Here is a 17703-nt window from a genome sequence, read left to right on the forward strand (position 1 = left end):
GCGCCTTCGCTCATCGCGAAGCATCGCGCGGATCCGGCTGGCGCTCCGTTCAACCGGCAATGCGATTCAGGGTGTGACGACCGCGCGTCGTTTCTCGCCCTTGCCCAAGGATGACGCCTCATGTTCGTCGAGCCCGGCCTGTTCTATCGCTATGACCCGGTAACCCTGCCGGTTCCGATCGTCGTCGATGTCTCGCGCAGCGGCCGCGAATATCCGGTCGACATGCGCTCGCCGGTGCCGTTCACCGCGATCCACGACAATGTCTCGGTCTATGTCGAAGACATCTGGGGGGACGCCCCGCGCTATGGCGCGACCATGCTCCAGGCCCTGTTCCCGCATATGTATATCGACGCCAACCGCGACGAACTCGATATCGACCCCGACCTGGTCGAGGGCGAATGGCCGGTGCCGCTGCGGCCGACCGTGTCGAAGCGCGGGCTCGGCCTGCTGAAATCCAAGTCGCGTTACGGCGAGCCGGTTCAGGAGCGCAAATTCACCTTCGCCGAGGTCGAGGAGCGCCTGAACCGCTATCACCGGCCCTATCATCGCGAACTGAAATCGATCATCGACCGGGTCAGGTCGTCCTACGGCTTCGTCTATCACCTGAGCTGCCATTGCATGTCGGCGATCGGCGCACCGACCCATCCGGATGCCGGCGAGGAGCGCCCGGACTTCTGCCTCGGCAATATCAGCGAGACCAGCGCCTCCGGCAAATTCACCGAAGCGGTCGCCGAAACCATTCGCGCCCAGGGCTATAGCTGCACGATCAACCATCCCTATCCCGGCGGCGAGATCAACCGGCGCTACGGCGATCCGGCCGGCGGCGTCGAGAGCATCATGGTCGAGATCAACAAGAAGCGCTTCATGGATGTGAAGACGTTCCGGAAGAACGACGGCTTCGACAGCATCAAGACCGCCGCCAACGCCGTTCTGGCAGCACTCGCCCAGGCCGCTCGCCAGCGCATCGGCTAAGGCCGCAGGCTTCGAGCAGATGCCGCCGGCCGGCCTGCGGGGAGCGGGCCGGCCGGCACCGTCACGCGCGACCGAATTTCGGGGGAAATTTCGATGATCACTCGCAGGACCCTGGTCAAGGCCGGCGCCGTTGCCGCGCTTTGTGCGCCCTCCGCCGTGCGGGCGCAGGCGCAGACCACCTTGAAATTCGTGCCGCAGACCGATGTCGCCGGCTATGATCCGGTCTGGAGTTCGGCCCAGGTCACGCGCAACTATGCCTATACGGTTTTCGATACGCTCTATGGCGTGAACAACGCCTTCGAAGCCAAACCGCAAATGGCGGAAGGCGCGCGGCCGGACAGTGACTTCAAGGACTGGACCGTCAGCCTGCGGCCGGGCCTGAAGTTCCACGACGGCGAGCCGGTGCTGGCGCGCGACTGCGTCGCCAGCCTGCTGCGCTGGGGCCGGCGCGATTCATTCGGTCAGCCGCTGATCAAGGCGATCGACGAGCTGTCCGCCGTCGACGACCGGACCATGCGCTTCCGGATGAAGCAATCGTTTCCGATGCTGCCGGACGCGCTGGCCAAATCGACGGCCAATGTCCCGGCGATGATGCCCGAGCGCCTGGCCAGGACCGATCCGTTCCAGCAGGTCCCCGAGATCATCGGCAGCGGGCCGTTGCGCATGCTGCCCTCCGAAACCGTGCCCGGGATCAAGATCGTCTTCGCACGCAACGACGACTACAAGCCGCGCGACGACGGTGCGGCGGAATGGACGTCGGGCCGCAAGGTCGTCCACTTCGATCGGGTCGAGTGGCAGATCATTCCCGACGCGGCGACCGCCGCCGCGGCGCTTCAGCGCGGTGAAGTCGACTGGCTGGAGCAGCCCTCGCCCGACTATCTGGCGCTGCTCAAGAGCCGGCGCAATATCGAGGTGGCCATCACCGATCCGAGTGGCAGCATGGGCGCGCTGCGGATGAACTGCCTGCACCCGCCCTTCGACAATCCGGCGATCCGCCGTCTCGTCCTGGCGGCGGTGCATCAGGAAGAATATGTGATGGCCGTCGCCGGCACCGATGCATCGCTCTATCGCACGGGTGTCGGGGTGTTCCCGCCGAAGACCCGGTTTGCCTCCGACGCCGGCATGTCCGGCCACGCCGGTCCGCCCGACTACGACCGCATCAAGCGCGAGCTGATCGCCGCCGGCTACAAGGGCGAAAAGGTCATCGTGCTGGGCGCGGCCGACCGCGCCGCCGTCAAGGCGTTCGGCGACGTCGCCGCCGAAATGCTCACCAAGATGGGCATGAACGTCGACTATCAGATCGCCGACTGGGGCACGGTCAATGCCCGGATCAACCGCAAGGATCCGCCCGAAAAGGGCGGCTGGAGCATGTTCTTCGCGGTCTGGGGCGGCATCTCGCTGATCAATCCGATCGTCCATCAATATTTGCGCGGCGACGGGCCGACCAATATCGCGGGCTGGCCGTCATCGCCGAGGCTGGAGGAGCTGCGCGCCGCCTGGCTCGGCACCACCAATGCCGCGGAACAGGTCAAGCTTGCCCATGAGATCCAGGTCCAGGCCATGTCGGATGTGCCCTATGTGCCGCTCGGCCAGTATTTCCAGCCCGTGGCCTACCTGAAGACCCTGACCGGCATCGTCACCGGCTTCCCGGTGTTCTGGAACGTCAGGCGGGTTTGATCAACACCGCTGCACAGTGATCGCGACCGGTTGATCTTGGCGCGAACACGTCGCGGATATCGGGGGCAAGCCCGGGCAAGACGAAGTGGCGCAAGCAAGAGGACGTACCGCCGTCCTCACCCAGCGCATGCGGCGCGCCCAAGCACCGCTAGCCAAAGTCCCCGGGCGACAGCCAACCACCTTTGCGACTGGTCCTCGTCCCTGGATCGGCTATCCAGACAGAGCTCGCCATTTGCTTGGTTTGACGGTCGAGCCGGGTGCCCGATCCGCCATGCAGACCTTCGCCGCCCTGTCGCTCGCCTATATCATCTCGATCTTCTTTCGCTCGTTCCTGAGCGTTCTCGCCACGCGCATCATGGCCGACATGCAGATCGGCGCGACCGAGCTCGCCGCCATGAGCTCGGCCTGGTTCGTCGCCTTCGCCCTGATGCAATTCCCGGTCGGCTGGGCGCTCGATCATTTCGGTCCCCGCCGCACCGTCCTGCCGCTGATGCTGGTCGGCGGCATCGGTGTCGGGCTGTTCCCCTTCGCGCCCAACGCCGCCGTCGGGTCGCTGGCCATGGCGCTGATCGGCATCGGCTGTTCGCCGATCTATATGGGCGCCATCTATGTCTTCGCCCGCAATCATCCCGCCGCGCAGTTCGGCTTTCTCGCCTCGCTCCTGATCGGCGTCGGCTCGATCGGCAATCTCGCCGGCACCACGCCGCTCGCCTGGGTCGCCGACGGCTTCGGCTGGCGCCAGACCATGATCATGCTGGCGGCGCTTTATTGTGCCGCCTTCGCGCTGGTCGCCGTCTTCCTGAGGGATCCGCCGCGCATCGCGGGCAAGGCCGATTCCGGCCTGTTCTCCGGCCTCGGCGCCATCGTCTCGACCCGGCTGTTCTGGCTGCTGGTGCCGATCGTCTTCGTCAGCTACGCCATCATGGTCACGCTCAGGGGCCTCTGGATCGCGCCCTATCTGGCCGAGGTCATCGGGCTGAGCCACGTCCAGCAGGGCAATGTCGTGCTGCTGATGGCGCTCGCCATGGCTTCCAGCGCCTTTCTGTTCGGCTGGATCGAGAACCGCTGGGGCCAGGCCAAGGCGCTGGTCGTGGCGGGCAACCTGGCGGTCGCCGCGGCGCTCGCCTGCCTCGCCGTCTCGGCGGTGCAGACCCCGGCGGTCGCGACGGCGCTCTTCGTCGCCATCGGCTTTTGCGGCTTCAGCTACACCATCCTGATGGCCCATGCCCGGCCGTTCTTCCCGGATCATCTGGTCGGCCGCGGCATGACCTTGCTCAATTTCGTCTTCGTCGGCGGCGTGGCGGCGGTGCAGACCGGATCCGGCTGGCTGATCGATCTCGGCCGCAACGGCGGGCTCGACCCCGCGGCCACCTTCGCCCGCATGCACGGGGCATTGGCCGCGGTGCTCTTCGTCAGCACGCTCGTCTATATGCTGGCGCCGCGGCGGCCGGCGGCGGACCGGTAGAGATCCGCCATCCCGGCTGCGCCATCACCCCTTCAGCGTGAAGCCGCCTTCGGCCAGGCTCTGGCCGTTGACCAGCAATTCGACCCGGTGATGTCCGGCGTGGTGCTTGCGGGTGGTGAAGTCGCGAATGGTCTGGCTGATCGACACCGGAGATTCGCCTGACGGCGCGAGCAGGATCTCCTTCAGTTTGAACACCTTGGCCGAGGCGCTGCCGTTCTTTTTGACGTAGTGGACGGCGTAGTCGACGATCAGTTTCTGCGGTTTGGCCGAGGTCGAGACGATGCGCGCCGACAGCCGCATCGTCTCGCCGAGCGCCAGGCTCGCGGGCGTCACCGCGAAAGCCTCGATCCGCACGTCGGCGCCCCGCCCCGCGCCGACCAGGTCGAGCGCCCGCCGGTCGCCCCGCTTGATCAGCGTCCTGAGCGCCTGCTTGGCGATCCAGGCGGTGCGCGCGTCCTGCCGCGGCCAGCCGGCGATCGTCGCCAGGGCCCAGTCCGGATTGTCCTTGGTGATGTCGTTGAGGTGGTTGGCCACCGACTTGCGCACATAGAGGCTCGGGTCGGCCTTGAGATTGTCCAGGATCGCCGCGACCGGGCTCGGATCCTCCATCAGAGCCTTCAGCTGGAACGACCAGGGCAGCCGCGGCCGCGCGCCCTCGCTCGCCAGCCGGCGGACATGCTCGTCGTCGTCCTGCGACCATGTCTCCATGACGGCGAGCGTCCGGGCGAAATCCCGCTGCAGGAAATGGCGGATGGCGAATTCCGACGAGCCGAAGCGGGTGAAATATTTCAGCGCCGCCATCGACGCGTCGAAATGCTCCTGGCCGTAAAGCGCGACATATTCGGGCAGTACGATCGAAGCGAAGCCGTGCCTGATCCGCGGCGCCAGCGCGTGAAAGACCCGGAGATTGCTTTCGAACCCGCCCGGCAAGGCCTGATGGAAACTCTCGGCGACGCGCCGGAGCCGTTGCATGATGCTCAGCGCATCGAGATTGTCCGCGCTGAGGCGCAGGAACGCCGCGGCATCGAAGCGCGCTTCGATGCCGGCCGTCTCGGCGGCGAAATGCCGGAGGCGCTCGCGGTTGAAGATTTCCTTCAGCGCGGGGTTCTGCGTCGTCACGTCGGTCATGCCGGCCTCGATGATCCCCAATCGAATCGGTTCGCATGAAACGCGTTTCCCGGACGCTTGGCCAATCCCCATTGCCCGCCCGGCATGGGCAGCCCGGACGAGCCGGCGACCCGGACGCGGCCCGTCCACTGTCGTCAGCGCCGTCGGACGGCCGATCCGGCCGGCTGTCGTCATTCTGTCAAGAACATCTGATCAGCCCGAGGGTGGAAATATTGATCCGGCTAAGCCGCCGACCGATATGAGACGCAGGGCGTCCCGCCTCTCGCCCCCGGGGCCATGACCGCGATGACCAAGCCAAGTGCAGTGCTTGAGATCTTCTACATGGACGCGGGCGGTGGCCATCGCAGCGCGATGAACGCGCTGAAGGACGTGCTGGCGGAGCGCTATCCCGGCTGGCACGTCAAGCCGGTCGACCTGCAGAAGCTGCTCGAGCCGATCGATCCGATCCATCGCATCACCCGCCGGATCACCCGGCCGCTGCAGCGCATCCTCGGGCAGATCGCTCCGCGCATCGCGCTCGAGCCGGTGCAGGCGCAGGACGTCTACAACACCGCGCTGAAACGCGGCTCGACCCGCGGCCTCGGCGCCATCCTGCCGATCCTGCAGGCCTTCATCCGGCATTTCGCCCTTGAGCTGGAGGAGATCCTGCGCCGGCACTGGCAGCAGCCGGGTCACGAAAAGCCCGATCTCGTCGTCTCGGTGATCCCCAATTTCAACGGCGTGATGTTTCGCGCGTTGAAGCAGGTCCATCCCGACATTCCCTTCGTCACCATCATGACCGACATGGTCGACTGCCCGCCGAATTTCTGGATGGAAGACCAGGACCAGGTGATGATCTGCGGCACGCAGAAGGCGGTCGAACAGGCCAAGGCTTCGGGCTTCTACCAGCCGGCCAACCTGATCGAGGTCTCCGGCATGATGTTGAAACAGTCGTTCTACGATCAGCCCGACGAGCCACGGCTGAGCCACGCCGCGCTCGGCCTGTCGCCGGACCGCGCCACCGGGCTCATCATGTTCGGCGGCAATGGCGCGCTTTCCGCCTCGCTCGCCATCCTCAACCGGATCGACAAGGCGGGCCTCGATATCCAGACCATCGTCATGTGCGGCAGCAACCAGAAGCTCCTGGAGAGCCTGCGCGGCCGCCCCGGCTGCCACGCCGTCGGCTTCGTGCCCAATGTCGCCGACTATATGCGGCTCGCCGATTTCGTCATCGGCAAGCCCGGCCCCGGCAGCATCAGCGAAGCCGTCCACATGGGCTGCCCCGTCATCGTCGAACGCAACGCCGATACCATGCCGCAGGAGCGTCCCAATGTGGACTGGGTCCTGGACATGAGCGTGGGCATTGCCGTGAAGAGTTTCGAAAAGCAGATCGTCGGCGCGGTTCAGCGCATGTTGAACGATCTCGCGACCTACAAACGCAATATCGAGGTCAATGTCCCCCCGAATTGCGCGGTCTTCGAGGTCGCCGGCCATATCGGCCATATCGTGATGGCGCGCGAGACACGCCCCGGCGCGCGCCGCCTTACCGGATGATGCTCGGGTTGCTCGGTGACAGCGGGTTGAGCGGGCCGGCGCGCGGGCTCGCCACCGGCGCCGCGCCGAGCATCGCCCCGATCACCGCGAGGACCGCGATCAGGACGATCAGCGCCTGGCACACCCGTTTCATGTTCGCCGGCATGGTCAGCATGTCGACGACATAGAACAGGATGATCGCCGCCACCGCCAGTTCGGCGGCGTAGATGATGAGGGGAATCACGTTCATGGCGCGGCCCTGGCTTTCGGCGGACGGAGGTCGGAGGTCGGACAGGCGGCCCGCCATCCTATTGGATGAAATGATGGATGGCGTTCAGGCCGGTCAGGCCGATCACGATCAGGTAGGCCGCCACGATGTAGTTCAGCAGCCGTGGAACCAGCAGAATGGCAATACCGGCGACGAGCGCGAACAGCGGCGTCATATGGGCTGTGGTCAGAACCATGGAAGACCTCTTCGGTTCGGTGCAATGAGCGCGCTCTCGGCCAATCGAAGGCCCCTTCGCCTTAGGCTGCCCTGGATGACTGGCCGGGAGCGCCTCGGATGATCGTGGGTTGCGCGACCGGCAGCGGCCGAAACGCCGGAGTGCCGCCGGTCGCCAACGTCAAATTCTGCCGAGCAGGACGAGCACCAGCACGATGATCAGGACCAGGCCAAGGCCGCCGCCGCCATAATAGCCGGTGCCATAAAACGGACCGCCACCCAGGCCGCTGAAGCCGCCGAGCAAGGCAACGATCAAAATGATAAGAAGGATGGTGCCAAGTGACATGGTCGTTCTCCCAAGCGCGGAGGCCCGAAGCATTCGCAAACAACAACCGTGTCCTCGCTTCTCGGCGGGGAACACGATCAAGATTTGCCTTTGCTTCGCGCCCGGCAATAGTTCGCGTTTCAGTTCGCCGATATAACGTGAGGCGCGAGCATTGGTTCCGCTAGGAAACCTGAAAACACGCGATGTCTTGGCCAGCCGTCAGGGAAGCAGCACGACCTTGCCGGTCGTTGTCCGGCTTTCGAGCGCGCGATGCGCCTCCGCCGCCGCCGCGAGCGGGTAGCGGCCGCCCTTGACGACGGTGAGCGTGCCGCAGGCGGCGAGCGCGAAGAGCTCCTCCAGATCCGGCTTCAGGTTGGCCGGCGTCAACAGCGGCAGCAGGGCGAAACCGCGCAGCGACTGGTTGCCGGCGAGCATGCCTTCCAGGGCGGCGGTGCCGATGTCGAACCGGCCGAGCGCCCCGAAGACCAGCTCGCCGCCCGGCGCCAACCCGTCGAGGCAGGCCTTGGTCAGCGCGCCGCCGACGATATCGTAGGCAAGATCGACGCCCTGCCCCTCGGTTGCTGCGCGGAGCGCGGCGTCCCAGCCGACACCATGGGAATCGATGCCGGCATCGGCACCGAGCGCGAGAGCGAGATCGCGCTTGGCCGGCGAGCTCGCGGCGGCGATCACCCGGCGCGCGCCGGCCCGCTTCGCCAGCTGCACCAGCAGGGAGCCGACGCCGCCGGCCGCCGCGGTGACCAGCACGGTCCGCCCCTCCGGCCGGCCGCGCCGGACCAGATGAAGCGCCGTCAGGCCCTGCACCATCAAGGCGCAGGCATCCTCGAACGGCAAGCCGTCGGGCAAGGGCACCGCCGATGCGGCATCGATCGCGGCATATTCGGCATGGCCGCCGCCGCGCCCGGCCGCGAACAGGGGAACCGCGACGCGCGTGCCGATCGGCGGCGCCGCCACGCCGTCCCCCAGCGCCTCGACCACGCCTGCCGCCTCGACGCCCATGATCATCGGCAGGTCCGGCGTCACCGCGTAGCGATCGGCGCGCATCAGCACCTCGAAGAAATTCACGCCGGCGGCGCGGACCCTGACCAGCACCTCGCCGGGTCCGGCAACCGGGGTTGGCGTATCGACGATGTCGAGAACATCGGGACCGCCGAAGCGGTTGAGCTGGACGGCTTTCATGGCCTTGGAACCTTGCAATGTGGTGGCAAGGCATCACCTAGCTGTATCGCCGCGCCCCCAACTACACACCCTTTCGTTCCCTACCGACCGGATGGTGCCTATGGCCGAGATCATCAAGAGACTGCCGGCTTTGCCGGCTGAACGGGCGCTCCGGGTCATTTCCGGACGCTGGAAGGCGGTCATCCTCTATCACCTGTTCGACCGGCCGAAACGGCTGTCGGAGCTGAAGCGCCTCGTGCCCGCCATCAGCCAGAAGGTGCTGATCCAGCAATTGCGCGAGATGGAGGAGCACGGCCTGGTGCATCGCGAGGTCTTCCGCCAGGTGCCGCCCCGCGTCGACTATTCGGCGACGCCGCTGGGGTCGAGCCTCGAACCGGTCCTGCTCGCGCTCTGCCAATGGGGCCAGCGCCACGCCGCCGAACTGAACGAACTGGACCTGATGGCCGATTGCGTGATCAGGCCGCGTGGCGAAAGCCTCGCCGCCGCGGTGGCGCCGGGGCTCTAGCTTTCGATCCGCTCCGCCGGCATGTCCTGACCGCCCTGGTGCAGCACCACCCGGACGGCGCGGCCCGCGCCGTCGGTTTCGAACGACAGCTGGGCATCGACCTCGACGGTAAAGAAGTCGGTATCGCTCTCGGCGAAAACCTCCACATCCGGCTGGCCGGTGGCCTGGACGAACAAGCGGCCGCCGACCTGCGTCACCGCCAGGATCAGGTCCGGCGCCAGGCGATAGCGGCCGACATGACGCGCCAGCACCTCGGGCGCGACCGGCACCGCCACGCGCTGCTTCGCCGGCGGCGCCAGGGGCATGGCGGGATCGAGCAGGTGACGGCCGATATCGTCGACGCCCACCGCCGTCGAGCTGTTGGAAAGGGCCACCACGCCGGTGCGCGCCTTGACGAGATAGCCGGCGAAGGAGCGCTGGCCGCCGGTGCCGCCATTGTGCCAGACCAGCGTGTCGTCGCCGGCTTGGGCGACCATCCAGCCGAGTGCCGTCGCTATCTCGGGCATGCCCGTCGGCCGCCTCACCGCCAGCATCGCCGCGAAGGCCGGCGCGAGCGGCGTGTCGCGATAGCCGAGGGCCGCCTCCAGGAAGGCCAGCATGTCGGTGGCGGTCGAGCGCAGCGCCCCGGCGCCGGCAAATGTCGGCAGGTCCCAGTGCTGCACGCTCGTCAGGGTCGCACCATGGGCGCCGGCAAGCCGCGCGCTGGCCTCATCCGACAGCGTCACCATGGTGCTGGCCATGCCGAGGGGGCCGGTGATGCGCGAGCGGACCAGATCCTCATAGGTCGTGCCGGCGCGCCGGGCCAGCGCTTCGCCGAGCAGGCCGAAGCCGAGATTGGAATAGTCATATCGGGCGCCGATATCGCGGGTCAGTTCGTAACGGGCGAGGAAACCGAAGAGCTGCGCGAACGTATAGTCCGCATAGGGGTTGCCCGGGTCCTCGGGCGTGAAATCGTCCGGCAGGCTGGGCAGCGCCGAAGTGTGGGTCGCCAGGTCGATCAGCGTGATCGCCTGGCCGGCGCGCCGGCCCGGCGCCGCGCCCTCGGGCAGATAGTCGGCCACCGGGTCCGACAGCGCCGCCTCGCCCCGCCGCACCATGTCGGCCAGCAGCAGCGCCGTGAACACCTTGGTCACCGAGCCGATCTCGAACAGCGTGCCGGCCTCCACCGGGCGCGCGTCCGCGGCGCCGAAACGGCCATGCGCGACGATGCGCCGGCCGGCCGGCCCGGTCATGCCGACGACGATGCCGAGGCTCTGCCGCTGCACATCGATCCGGTCGGCCAGGATGGCCAGGATAGCGGCATCGTCCGGAAACCGGGACGGCGCCGGAACGTCCGGGGTGCTCGCTGCTGCCATGACGGTCTTTCTCCTGGGATCCGCCGCGCCATGCGCCGGCGCGGGCGAGGCGATCCACTTGGACCGGGAAGATGGCGTGGGCATTGCAGAGCCACGCCATGCGACAACCGGCCGCGCGACCTGACCTGGGCGGCGCTGCTTGACGCCCGCCGCGCCGGCGTCGCAAAACATCGGATGTCGCGCCCGCTTCGGCACAACCCGGAATAGCCGGCCAGCCCCTGGGGGCTGGTCGCGATCACCAGCGGGAGACCTCCACGTCGTGAACATGCTCAGGACCTGGTGGAAAAGCCTGACCTCGCCGCAGCTCGATCTCACGCTTTCGACCCATAGCGGCCTGACGACCCGCATCGTCGGGCGCCCGGGCGCCATCCTCGACGATACCGGGCTGGCCGACCTCGTCGGCAAGCTGAAGCAGGTCGCCGGACGCACCCTGTCCGCCGGCGAGCTCACCTATGGCGTCTTTTCCGGCGACCGGCAGCGCCTCGCCGCGACCATCATCACGCTGATCACCGACAGCGCGACCGGACAGCCGATCGCCTTCAACGCGCTCGCCCTGATGGAGACCGAGGTCGACGGCGAGCGGCAGGAGGTGATGCATCTCGGCCTGGTCATGGTCGACCCCGACGTGCGCGGCAAAGGCCTGTCCGGTGTGCTCTATGGGCTGACCGTGCTGATCCTGTTCCTGCGCGGCGGCCTGAGGGCCCGCTGGATCTCCAATGTCACCCAGGTGCCCGCCGTGGTCGGCATGGTCTGCGAGACCTTTTCCGACGCCTTCCCCTCGCCCGATCCGGGCACGCGCCAGAGCTTCACCCATCTGAGCCTTGCCCGCCAGATCATGCGCCGCCATCGCGCGGTCTTCGGCGTCGGTCCGGAGGCCGGTTTCGACGAGGTCCGCTCGGTCATCACCAATGCCTATACCGGCGGCTCGGACGACCTGAAAAAGACCTTCGACGAGGCGGCCAAGCACCGCGAGGAGCGCTACAACGCCTTTTGCGCCGGCATGCTCGACTACGGCCGCGGCGACGACGTGCTGCAACTGGCGCGGATCGACCTGCCGGCGGCGCGGCGCTACCTGATCGGCCAATTGCCGCGCGGCTCGCTGCCGGCGGTCGCCGGCGCCGGCCTGTTTCTCCTGCTCCAGCGCCTCGTCCTGCCGGTGCTGCACTGGCTCGACACGGGAAAGAGCTTCGGCACGCTCAGGCCGAGCAAGGACAGCAAGGCATGATGGCGGATTTCGACTATACGCGGTTCACCACCCGCAATATCGGCTTCGTCACCGAAGCCGAGCAGCAGCGCCTGCGCGAAGCAACCGTCTTCGTCTGCGGCGTCGGCGGCATGGGCGGCGCCGCCTTCATGGCCCTGGTCCGCGCCGGCATCGGCCGCTTCGTCATCGCCGATATCGACGTCTTCGAGGTCTCCAACCTCAACCGCCAGGTCTTCGCCAATGCCGCGACCATCGGCGCGCCCAAGGCCGAGAGCGCGGCGGCCGCGGCGCGTGCCATCAACCCCGACATCGCCATCGAGGTGCTGGGCGCCGAATGGGTCGACCGGCTGCCCGAGATCGCCGCCCGCATTCCGATCATCGTCAACGGCATGGACGACATCCCGGCCGGCATTCACCTCTACCGCACCGCCGGGCAAGCCGGGGCGACCGTGATCGACGCCTATATGTCCCCCCTGCCCTCGGTGACGGTGGTGCGGCCCGCCGACCCCCGGCCGGAGGAACGGCTCGGCTACCCGACCCTCGGCAAGGCCTGGCGCGACATCGACGAGGCCGACCGGCGGGCCGCCATGCTCGCCGAGATCGAGCATGTCATGCTGCATTCCTCGTCGCGCCGGCATGTCGACCTAGCCATCGCGGCCGAGGTCGCCGCCGGCCGGCGCAGCCGCATGTCCTTTGCTCCCATGGTCATCACCACCGGCATGCTGATGGCCTATGAGGCGATCGCACTCGCGCTGGGCAAGCCGAGCGCCACGGATTGCCGCGGCTGGTTCTTCAACCCGCATGGAGCGAAAGTCGAGCGGCCGCTGCCAGCGCTGGCCGCGGCCCTGCTCCGGCCGGTGGTCCGGCGAACCCTGCGCCGCATGGTGGGGGCCTGATGGATCCGGTCGTGGCCGCCGACTCGGTCGTCAATATCTGCGGCGCCATCGGCCTTGCCGTCGCCGTCCTGATTTTCCGCGCCCGCGACCGCCACGGACCGCTGACGCGCCGGTTCAGCCTGGTGCTCGGCCTGGTCGCGCTGGTCTTTCTGCTGCGCGGCGCCGGCTGGCTCACCGGCAGCGCCTGGCTGGAACAATGGGCGGTTGCCTGCGCCGCCTTCATCCCGCTGGGCGCGGTGGTGGTAATCGAGGGCATGCTGCGCCGCCACGCGCCGCGCCCGCTCAAGCTCGCGGTGCTCGCCGGCGCGCTCGTGCTGGCCCCGGCCGGCCTGTTCGCGCCGGCCGCGCTCGCCGACGGCGTCGAGATCACCCTGGCGGCGTTCCAGCTCGCGACCTTCGGTGCCTGCGGTGTTCTGCTGGTCACCCGCGACCGCGCGTCGCTCTCCGAGGCCGAGAACCGCAGCGTCGGCCGCCTCGGCATCGCCGCCTTCTGCATGCTGCCCTTCATCCTCTCCGATTTCCGCGCCTTCTTTCCGGCCATTCCGGTGCGCGCCGGCGCGCTCGGCGCGCTGCTGCTGGTCACCTTCGCCCTGGTCGCCGATACGGCGAACGAAGCCCGGCGCGGCCATGCCGCCATCCTGGGGCTGCGCATCGCCGCCGGCCTTCTGCTCGGGCTCGCCTTGTCGGCCGTCGTCCCCGGTGGCGACAGCGTCGAGACCCTGCGCCTGGCCGCCGTGGCGCTCGCCGGCACCCTGGTGATCGGCCTGGTGGTCGATACCGCCGGGGCTTTTCTCAGAGCCGGCGCTCCCGGCCTGCTCGACCGCATCGCCAATGCCGAGGCGGCGACCCGCGACGCGTTGATTGCCGAGATCGCCCGGCATGCTCCGTTCGAGGGCGCCCGGCGCCTGTCGGAGGCCGCGCTCGCCGATTTCGATCCACCGATCCTGCGCGCGGCGCTCGCCCATCGCGTCGTCATCCGCCGCGCCGACCGGCCCTGGGGGCGGCCGGCGGAAGATCCCGCGACCGAGCGGCTGACCGCCCTGATGGCCACGCATGGGGCAAGCCACCTGATCGTGATTGGCCGCGACCCACTCGACCTGGTCGCGCTGCAGGTGCCGCTGGTCACGGCCGACCGGGCGACCGAGACCGCCCTACTGCTCGCCGGCCGGCTGATCGCCGCGGCCCCGGAAACAGCCCGATGATCACCCTCACCCGGGGCGACCGGGCCGCCGCCTTCGCCGTGACCGCGGAGATCTATCCGGCAAGCTCGCCCTATGTGCCGCCGATGTGGGCGGACTTCGACCGCATGTTCGACCCCACGAAGAACCCCCTGGTCACCGAGGGCCATGGCCGGTTCGAACTTTTCGTCGCCTGGCGCGACGGCAAACCCGTCGGGCGCATCGGCGCGAGCCTGCACCAGGCGTCCAATCTCAGGCATGGCACGCAGCGCGCGCAGTTCGGCTTCTTCGATTGCGCCGATGATCCGGAAGTCGCCACCGCCCTGCTCGACGCCGCCGAGGATTGGGGCCGGGCAGCCGGCATGAACGAGATGGCGGGCAATTTCAATTTGACCGCCATGCAGCAGGTCGGCGTCGTCACCGACGGCTTCGGCGAGCCGCCCTATACCGACATGGTCCACAGCCCGCCGCATGTCGCGCGGCTGCTTGCCGCCAACGGCTATGCGCCGGTCTTTCCCATGACCACCTTCGAGACCGACCTCACCGTGCTCGATCCGGCGGTGCTGCTGGGCCCGGCCCAGGAGGCGATCCTGGCCGATCCGGATTTCGCCTGGATGCCGATCGACCGGAAGAGCTTCCGGACCCGGCTCGCCGAGGCCCGAACCGTTCTGAACGACGGTTTCTCCGACAATCCCATGTTCGTGCCGACCAGCCCGGCCGAATACCTGTTCCAGGCCGGCGACATGATGTGGGTGATCGACAAGCGCATTTCCTGCGTCGCCCATTATCGCGGCGAGCCGGTCGGCGTGATCCTGGTCATTCCCGATCTCAACCCGCTGGTGAAGGCGGCAGGCGGTCGCATGGGCCTCGGTTTTGCCTGGCACCTGCTCAGGCACCGTTTCACCAATCGGCGCGCCGTGCTGATCTACCAGTCGGTGTCGCGCGCCATGCATGGCCGCGGCATCAACGGTGCCATGCTGTTCAAGGTCGTCAGCGCCCTGAAGGCCATCGGTTACGACCGACTCGGCACGACCTGGATCGCCGACGTCAATGGCGCGAGCCTGAGGCAAATGGACAAGCTCAGCGCGCAGCCGCTGCACCGGCTGCATCTCTTCAGCAAATCCCTGTTGCCTCCAAGCCCGCCGGAGGCCACGTGATCGCCGTCACTGCCGATCTGCTCGCCCGGCTGGTCGCCGAAGCGCGCCTGGCGCCGAGCGTGCACAACATCCAGCCGACCCGGGTGTCGCTCGCCGATGGCGCGATCCTGCTGCATGACGATCCGGCGCGCCGCCTGCCCGCGGCCGATCCGAACGGCCACGATGTCAGGCTGTCGCACGGCGCTTTCCTGGAAGGCCTGGCGCTGGCGCTCGGCCAGGCGGGGCTCGCCATCGCCGATATCGCGGTGGCTCCATCCGGCGCCGAAGGGCCGATTGCCCGGATCATGGTCGCCGCGGGGCCTCAGGACCCGCTGGCAAGTCATGTCACCGCCCGCGCAAGCTGGCGCGGCGGCTTTTCCGCCACCGACGACACGGCGCATGCCGCGCTGGCGCGGCTCGCCGGCGACCAGCCCGACCTGCTGCTTGTATCGGAACCTCCCGCCATCAGGCAGATCGCGGCGCTGGCCGATCGCGCCGGCCTGTTCTTTCTGCGTGACGTGGCCCATCGCCACGAACTCACGCATTGGATGCGGCTTTCCCCTGGCCATCCCGACCATGACCGTGACGGCCTCAATGCCCAGGCCATGGCGCTCGGCCGTGCCGAGGCCTTCGCCGCCGGGCTTGTTCTCGGACCGCTGTTTCCGCTGTTCGATCGCCTCGGCCTCGCCGGGCCGGTGACGGCGGAGGCGCGCAAGGCCGGATCGGCCGCGGCCATGGCGCTGTTCCACCGTCCCGCGGCCGAGGATCCGCTGATCACCGGCCGCGCCTTCTACCGGGCCTGGCTCGCCATGGAGGCGCAAGGGCTCGCCGGCTGCCCGGTCTCGGTGCTGGTCGACTGGCCCGAGGCCAATGCCGCGCTTGGCGCCGCCCATCCGCTGCCCGCCGGCCGGCGGCTCGTCAACGTCTTCCGCATCGGCCTCCCCGCGGGGCCGCGACGGATCAGCCACGCCCGGCTGCCGCTCGAGGCCCTGATCAGGCCCGCCTCATAACAGCTTCAGATACGCGATGAGCGCCTGGCGCTCCTCGGCGCTGAGGTCGGCGACCTCCCGGTCATGGCCGCGGTTGGAGAAGCCGGGCTTGCGCGTGTCGATCTCGACCCCGCGGGAGAACGGCTGGTAATCGCCGAGGTCGCGCCACAGACCGCTCGCGTCGGGCGCCAGCGCCAGCCCGACGCGGGCGAAATCGAGCCGGTGACCGCCGACCATGAAGCGCTCGGGCCGCGTCGCCGGCTCCAGCAGGTGTTGCAGCGTCGGCACCGATCCATTGCTGAAATAGGGCGCCGTCGCCCAGACCCCGCTCAGCAGCGGCGCCGCGAGCTTGCCGGTCGCTTCCGCCGTCATGCTGCGCCGGTAGACCGTGCCGTTGACCCGTGCGGCGAGCGAACCGTCGAAAGCCCGCGCCCGGCTCATGTCGGTGCCGACATCGCCGGCCCAGTTGGGAAAGCTCAGCAGGCGCGGCCGCTCGAGATCGCCGTCATAGCTGCCATGGCAGGCGGCGCAGGCGCGTGCATAGGTCGCCTGGCCGAGCGGCAGGCGGGCCTGGTCGACGACGCCGGGAAAGCGCTGCGGCCGATAGTGCGCCAGGAACCGGGCAATGTCGGTGAAGGCGGGGATGGCGGCTTCCGCCCGCTCCGGCGTCATGCCCATGCTCGGCACGGTGAAGAACGAACCGATGCGGGCGAGTTCGGCCGGATCGACTTGTGCCGCCTCGGCGGCCGAGCGGGCCGAGAAACGCGGCTTGCCGACCGGCGCATAGGCACCGTCGGCGAGCAAGGCCGAACGGAAATTGCGGTCGGCGAGATCCGGGATCGAGACATAGCCGGCGCCGGCCAGGCGATAGCCCTCGACCTCGCCCAGCCGGAACTTCAGCGCGGCGACCCCATTGGTCAGGCCCGGCGCCCCGTTGGAGAAGGGCAGCGGCTGGTCGCCGACCTTTGTGAGCTCCGCCAGGCGGGCCCTGGCGCGCGGCAGCACCAGCCAGCGCAGGCTCAGCCGCTCGCGCCAGGTGAGATCGGGATGCAGCCGGTCGATCGCCCGCCACAGCGCCGCCTCGTCGGCGAAAGCCAGCTTCAGCGCCCGATAGACGGTTTGCGCATAGGCCTCCAGATCGAGCGAACTGTTGGGCATGCCCAGCGCCGGGCGCTGCGGCTGTGGCCGGCCATCAGCGCCATAGGTCACGCCGGCATGGCAGGAGGCGCAGCCGAGATTGGCCGCGGTCACCCGCAGCGGCGGCATCGAGCGCTCGACCAACCCAAGGTTCATGCCCAGTGGCGCACGCGGCAGGCGGCTCGCCGCCGCCTCGCCCGTCGGCCCTTCGGGATAGAGGAAACCGAACGAGCGGAAGGCCTGCTCGACCAGTGCCGCCGAGACCTGGTCCGCGTCGCCTTTGGCGAGGTCGAGCGCCAGCGCCGTGCTTAGCACCGTCCAGGGCAGCGCCGATGTCTCCAGCGTATCGAGATCGAGCACGCCGAGATCACCGTGGGCGAACTGCAATTCGCCGCGCTTCACGGGATCGTCGCCGAGCTCGGACGGCAAGCCGGTCGAGCGCGCCGGAGCCGCCCGCGACAGCTCGAGGAAGGTCCAGGATGCGATGGCGATGATCGCGGCGATACCGGCGACGAGCCCCTTGGCCAGCTTACCGACGCGCCTCTTGCTGCTGATCGATGTCACGATGGCCAGCGAACTCTCATG

The 17703-nt window shown here is 68.4% G+C and carries 17 protein-coding genes; 10 read left to right on the plus strand and 7 right to left on the minus strand.

Annotation, left to right across the window (positions count from 1 at the left end):
• Nucleotides 1-120: 120 nt before the first annotated feature.
• The 3 genes from AC07WJ_RS27660 to AC07WJ_RS27670 all read left to right on the plus strand — a co-directional run bounded on the left by AC07WJ_RS27660 (nucleotide 121) and on the right by AC07WJ_RS27670 (nucleotide 4114).
• Nucleotides 121-972, plus strand: coding sequence for an N-formylglutamate amidohydrolase (locus tag AC07WJ_RS27660; protein WP_494937918.1), 852 nt, complete (start codon nucleotides 121-123; stop codon nucleotides 970-972).
• A 93-nt stretch (nucleotides 973-1065) separates the two neighbouring features.
• Nucleotides 1066-2649, plus strand: a complete 1584-nt coding sequence (locus AC07WJ_RS27665; RefSeq protein ID WP_494937919.1) for an ABC transporter substrate-binding protein — start codon at nucleotides 1066-1068, stop codon at nucleotides 2647-2649.
• Nucleotides 2650-2920: 271 nt separating this feature from the next.
• On the plus strand, nucleotides 2921-4114 hold the full coding sequence (locus AC07WJ_RS27670) for an MFS transporter (protein ID WP_494937920.1): 1194 nt from the start codon (nucleotides 2921-2923) through the stop codon (nucleotides 4112-4114).
• 24 nt (nucleotides 4115-4138) lie between these two features.
• Here AC07WJ_RS27670 and AC07WJ_RS27675 read toward each other — a convergent pair whose 3' ends face one another.
• Complete coding sequence (locus AC07WJ_RS27675; protein ID WP_494937921.1) at nucleotides 4139-5242, minus strand: DNA alkylation repair protein; 1104 nt, start codon at nucleotides 5240-5242, stop codon at nucleotides 4139-4141.
• Nucleotides 5243-5527: 285 nt separating this feature from the next.
• Here AC07WJ_RS27675 and AC07WJ_RS27680 point away from each other — a divergent pair, with 285 nt between their 5' ends.
• Nucleotides 5528-6775: a glycosyltransferase gene (locus tag AC07WJ_RS27680; protein WP_494937922.1), complete on the plus strand. Its 1248-nt coding sequence runs from the start codon at nucleotides 5528-5530 to the stop codon at nucleotides 6773-6775.
• On the opposite strand, the gene AC07WJ_RS27685 is transcribed toward AC07WJ_RS27680, so the two are convergent.
• The 4 genes from AC07WJ_RS27685 to AC07WJ_RS27700 form a co-directional block, all read right to left on the minus strand.
• The gene (locus AC07WJ_RS27685) at nucleotides 6765-7004 is read right to left on the minus strand and encodes a hypothetical protein (protein ID WP_494937923.1); all 240 of its coding nucleotides are present in this window, start codon (nucleotides 7002-7004) and stop codon (nucleotides 6765-6767) included. The two genes, AC07WJ_RS27680 and AC07WJ_RS27685, sit on opposite strands and share 11 nt — an antisense overlap.
• Before the next feature lie 58 nt (nucleotides 7005-7062).
• Complete coding sequence (locus AC07WJ_RS27690; RefSeq protein ID WP_494937924.1) at nucleotides 7063-7218, minus strand: DUF3096 domain-containing protein; 156 nt, start codon at nucleotides 7216-7218, stop codon at nucleotides 7063-7065.
• Nucleotides 7219-7377: 159 nt separating this feature from the next.
• Nucleotides 7378-7542 (minus strand): DUF3309 family protein, encoded by a 165-nt coding sequence (locus AC07WJ_RS27695; protein ID WP_494937925.1) that lies wholly within the window; start codon nucleotides 7540-7542, stop codon nucleotides 7378-7380.
• A gap of 198 nt (nucleotides 7543-7740) precedes the next feature.
• Nucleotides 7741-8718 carry a quinone oxidoreductase family protein gene (locus AC07WJ_RS27700; RefSeq protein WP_494937926.1) on the minus strand — a complete coding sequence of 326 codons (978 nt, stop codon included), beginning with the start codon at nucleotides 8716-8718 and terminating at the stop codon, nucleotides 7741-7743.
• Between the two features lie 100 nt (nucleotides 8719-8818).
• Here AC07WJ_RS27700 and AC07WJ_RS27705 point away from each other — a divergent pair, with 100 nt between their 5' ends.
• Nucleotides 8819-9223 (plus strand): winged helix-turn-helix transcriptional regulator, encoded by a 405-nt coding sequence (locus AC07WJ_RS27705; RefSeq protein ID WP_494937927.1) that lies wholly within the window; start codon nucleotides 8819-8821, stop codon nucleotides 9221-9223.
• Here the strand turns inward: AC07WJ_RS27705 and AC07WJ_RS27710 are convergent.
• Entirely contained in the window at nucleotides 9220-10578 is a 1359-nt protein-coding gene (locus AC07WJ_RS27710) for a serine hydrolase (RefSeq protein WP_494937928.1), read from the minus strand. The genes AC07WJ_RS27705 and AC07WJ_RS27710 overlap by 4 nt on opposite strands.
• A 265-nt stretch (nucleotides 10579-10843) precedes the next feature.
• Between AC07WJ_RS27710 and AC07WJ_RS27715 the strand changes: the two genes are divergently transcribed.
• From AC07WJ_RS27715 to AC07WJ_RS27735, 5 genes are read left to right on the plus strand one after another with little or no spacing between them, the layout of a single operon-like run.
• On the plus strand, nucleotides 10844-11803 hold the full coding sequence (locus tag AC07WJ_RS27715; protein ID WP_494938209.1) for a hypothetical protein: 960 nt from the start codon (nucleotides 10844-10846) through the stop codon (nucleotides 11801-11803).
• Nucleotides 11800-12678: a ThiF family adenylyltransferase gene (locus AC07WJ_RS27720; protein WP_494937929.1), complete on the plus strand. Its 879-nt coding sequence runs from the start codon at nucleotides 11800-11802 to the stop codon at nucleotides 12676-12678. Before AC07WJ_RS27715 ends, AC07WJ_RS27720 begins: the two co-directional genes overlap by 4 nt.
• An 11-nt stretch (nucleotides 12679-12689) precedes the next feature.
• Nucleotides 12690-13880: a hypothetical protein gene (locus tag AC07WJ_RS27725; RefSeq protein WP_494937930.1), complete on the plus strand. Its 1191-nt coding sequence runs from the start codon at nucleotides 12690-12692 to the stop codon at nucleotides 13878-13880.
• Nucleotides 13877-15013, plus strand: a complete 1137-nt coding sequence (locus tag AC07WJ_RS27730) for a GNAT family N-acetyltransferase (RefSeq protein WP_494937931.1) — start codon at nucleotides 13877-13879, stop codon at nucleotides 15011-15013. The genes AC07WJ_RS27725 and AC07WJ_RS27730 overlap by 4 nt, the downstream gene beginning before the upstream one ends.
• Nucleotides 15010-16002 carry a hypothetical protein gene (locus AC07WJ_RS27735; RefSeq protein WP_494937932.1) on the plus strand — a complete coding sequence of 331 codons (993 nt, stop codon included), beginning with the start codon at nucleotides 15010-15012 and terminating at the stop codon, nucleotides 16000-16002. The genes AC07WJ_RS27730 and AC07WJ_RS27735 overlap by 4 nt, the downstream gene beginning before the upstream one ends.
• Here the strand turns inward: AC07WJ_RS27735 and AC07WJ_RS27740 are convergent.
• Nucleotides 15997-17682 carry a c-type cytochrome gene (locus tag AC07WJ_RS27740; protein WP_494937933.1) on the minus strand — a complete coding sequence of 562 codons (1686 nt, stop codon included), beginning with the start codon at nucleotides 17680-17682 and terminating at the stop codon, nucleotides 15997-15999. The genes AC07WJ_RS27735 and AC07WJ_RS27740 overlap by 6 nt on opposite strands.
• Nucleotides 17683-17703: the final 21 nt, after the last annotated feature.

This window comes from Phreatobacter sp. GW821-FHT04C01, assembly GCF_059420385.1.

Coding starts and splice junctions, on each gene's coding strand:
- AC07WJ_RS27680 (WP_494937922.1), top strand. CDS start 5,528: ATGACCAAGCCAAGTGCAGTGCTTGAGATCTTCTACATGGACGCGGGC.
- AC07WJ_RS27705 (WP_494937927.1), top strand. CDS start 8,819: ATGGCCGAGATCATCAAGAGACTGCCGGCTTTGCCGGCTGAACGGGCG.
- AC07WJ_RS27710 (WP_494937928.1), bottom strand. CDS start 10,578: ATGGCAGCAGCGAGCACCCCGGACGTTCCGGCGCCGTCCCGGTTTCCG.
- AC07WJ_RS27660 (WP_494937918.1), top strand. CDS start 121: ATGTTCGTCGAGCCCGGCCTGTTCTATCGCTATGACCCGGTAACCCTG.
- AC07WJ_RS27730 (WP_494937931.1), top strand. CDS start 13,877: ATGATCACCCTCACCCGGGGCGACCGGGCCGCCGCCTTCGCCGTGACC.
- AC07WJ_RS27700 (WP_494937926.1), bottom strand. CDS start 8,718: ATGAAAGCCGTCCAGCTCAACCGCTTCGGCGGTCCCGATGTTCTCGAC.
- AC07WJ_RS27685 (WP_494937923.1), bottom strand. CDS start 7,004: ATGAACGTGATTCCCCTCATCATCTACGCCGCCGAACTGGCGGTGGCG.
- AC07WJ_RS27720 (WP_494937929.1), top strand. CDS start 11,800: ATGATGGCGGATTTCGACTATACGCGGTTCACCACCCGCAATATCGGC.
- AC07WJ_RS27675 (WP_494937921.1), bottom strand. CDS start 5,242: ATGACCGACGTGACGACGCAGAACCCCGCGCTGAAGGAAATCTTCAAC.
- AC07WJ_RS27665 (WP_494937919.1), top strand. CDS start 1,066: ATGATCACTCGCAGGACCCTGGTCAAGGCCGGCGCCGTTGCCGCGCTT.
- AC07WJ_RS27670 (WP_494937920.1), top strand. CDS start 2,921: ATGCAGACCTTCGCCGCCCTGTCGCTCGCCTATATCATCTCGATCTTC.
- AC07WJ_RS27715 (WP_494938209.1), top strand. CDS start 10,844: ATGCTCAGGACCTGGTGGAAAAGCCTGACCTCGCCGCAGCTCGATCTC.
- AC07WJ_RS27690 (WP_494937924.1), bottom strand. CDS start 7,218: ATGGTTCTGACCACAGCCCATATGACGCCGCTGTTCGCGCTCGTCGCC.
- AC07WJ_RS27695 (WP_494937925.1), bottom strand. CDS start 7,542: ATGTCACTTGGCACCATCCTTCTTATCATTTTGATCGTTGCCTTGCTC.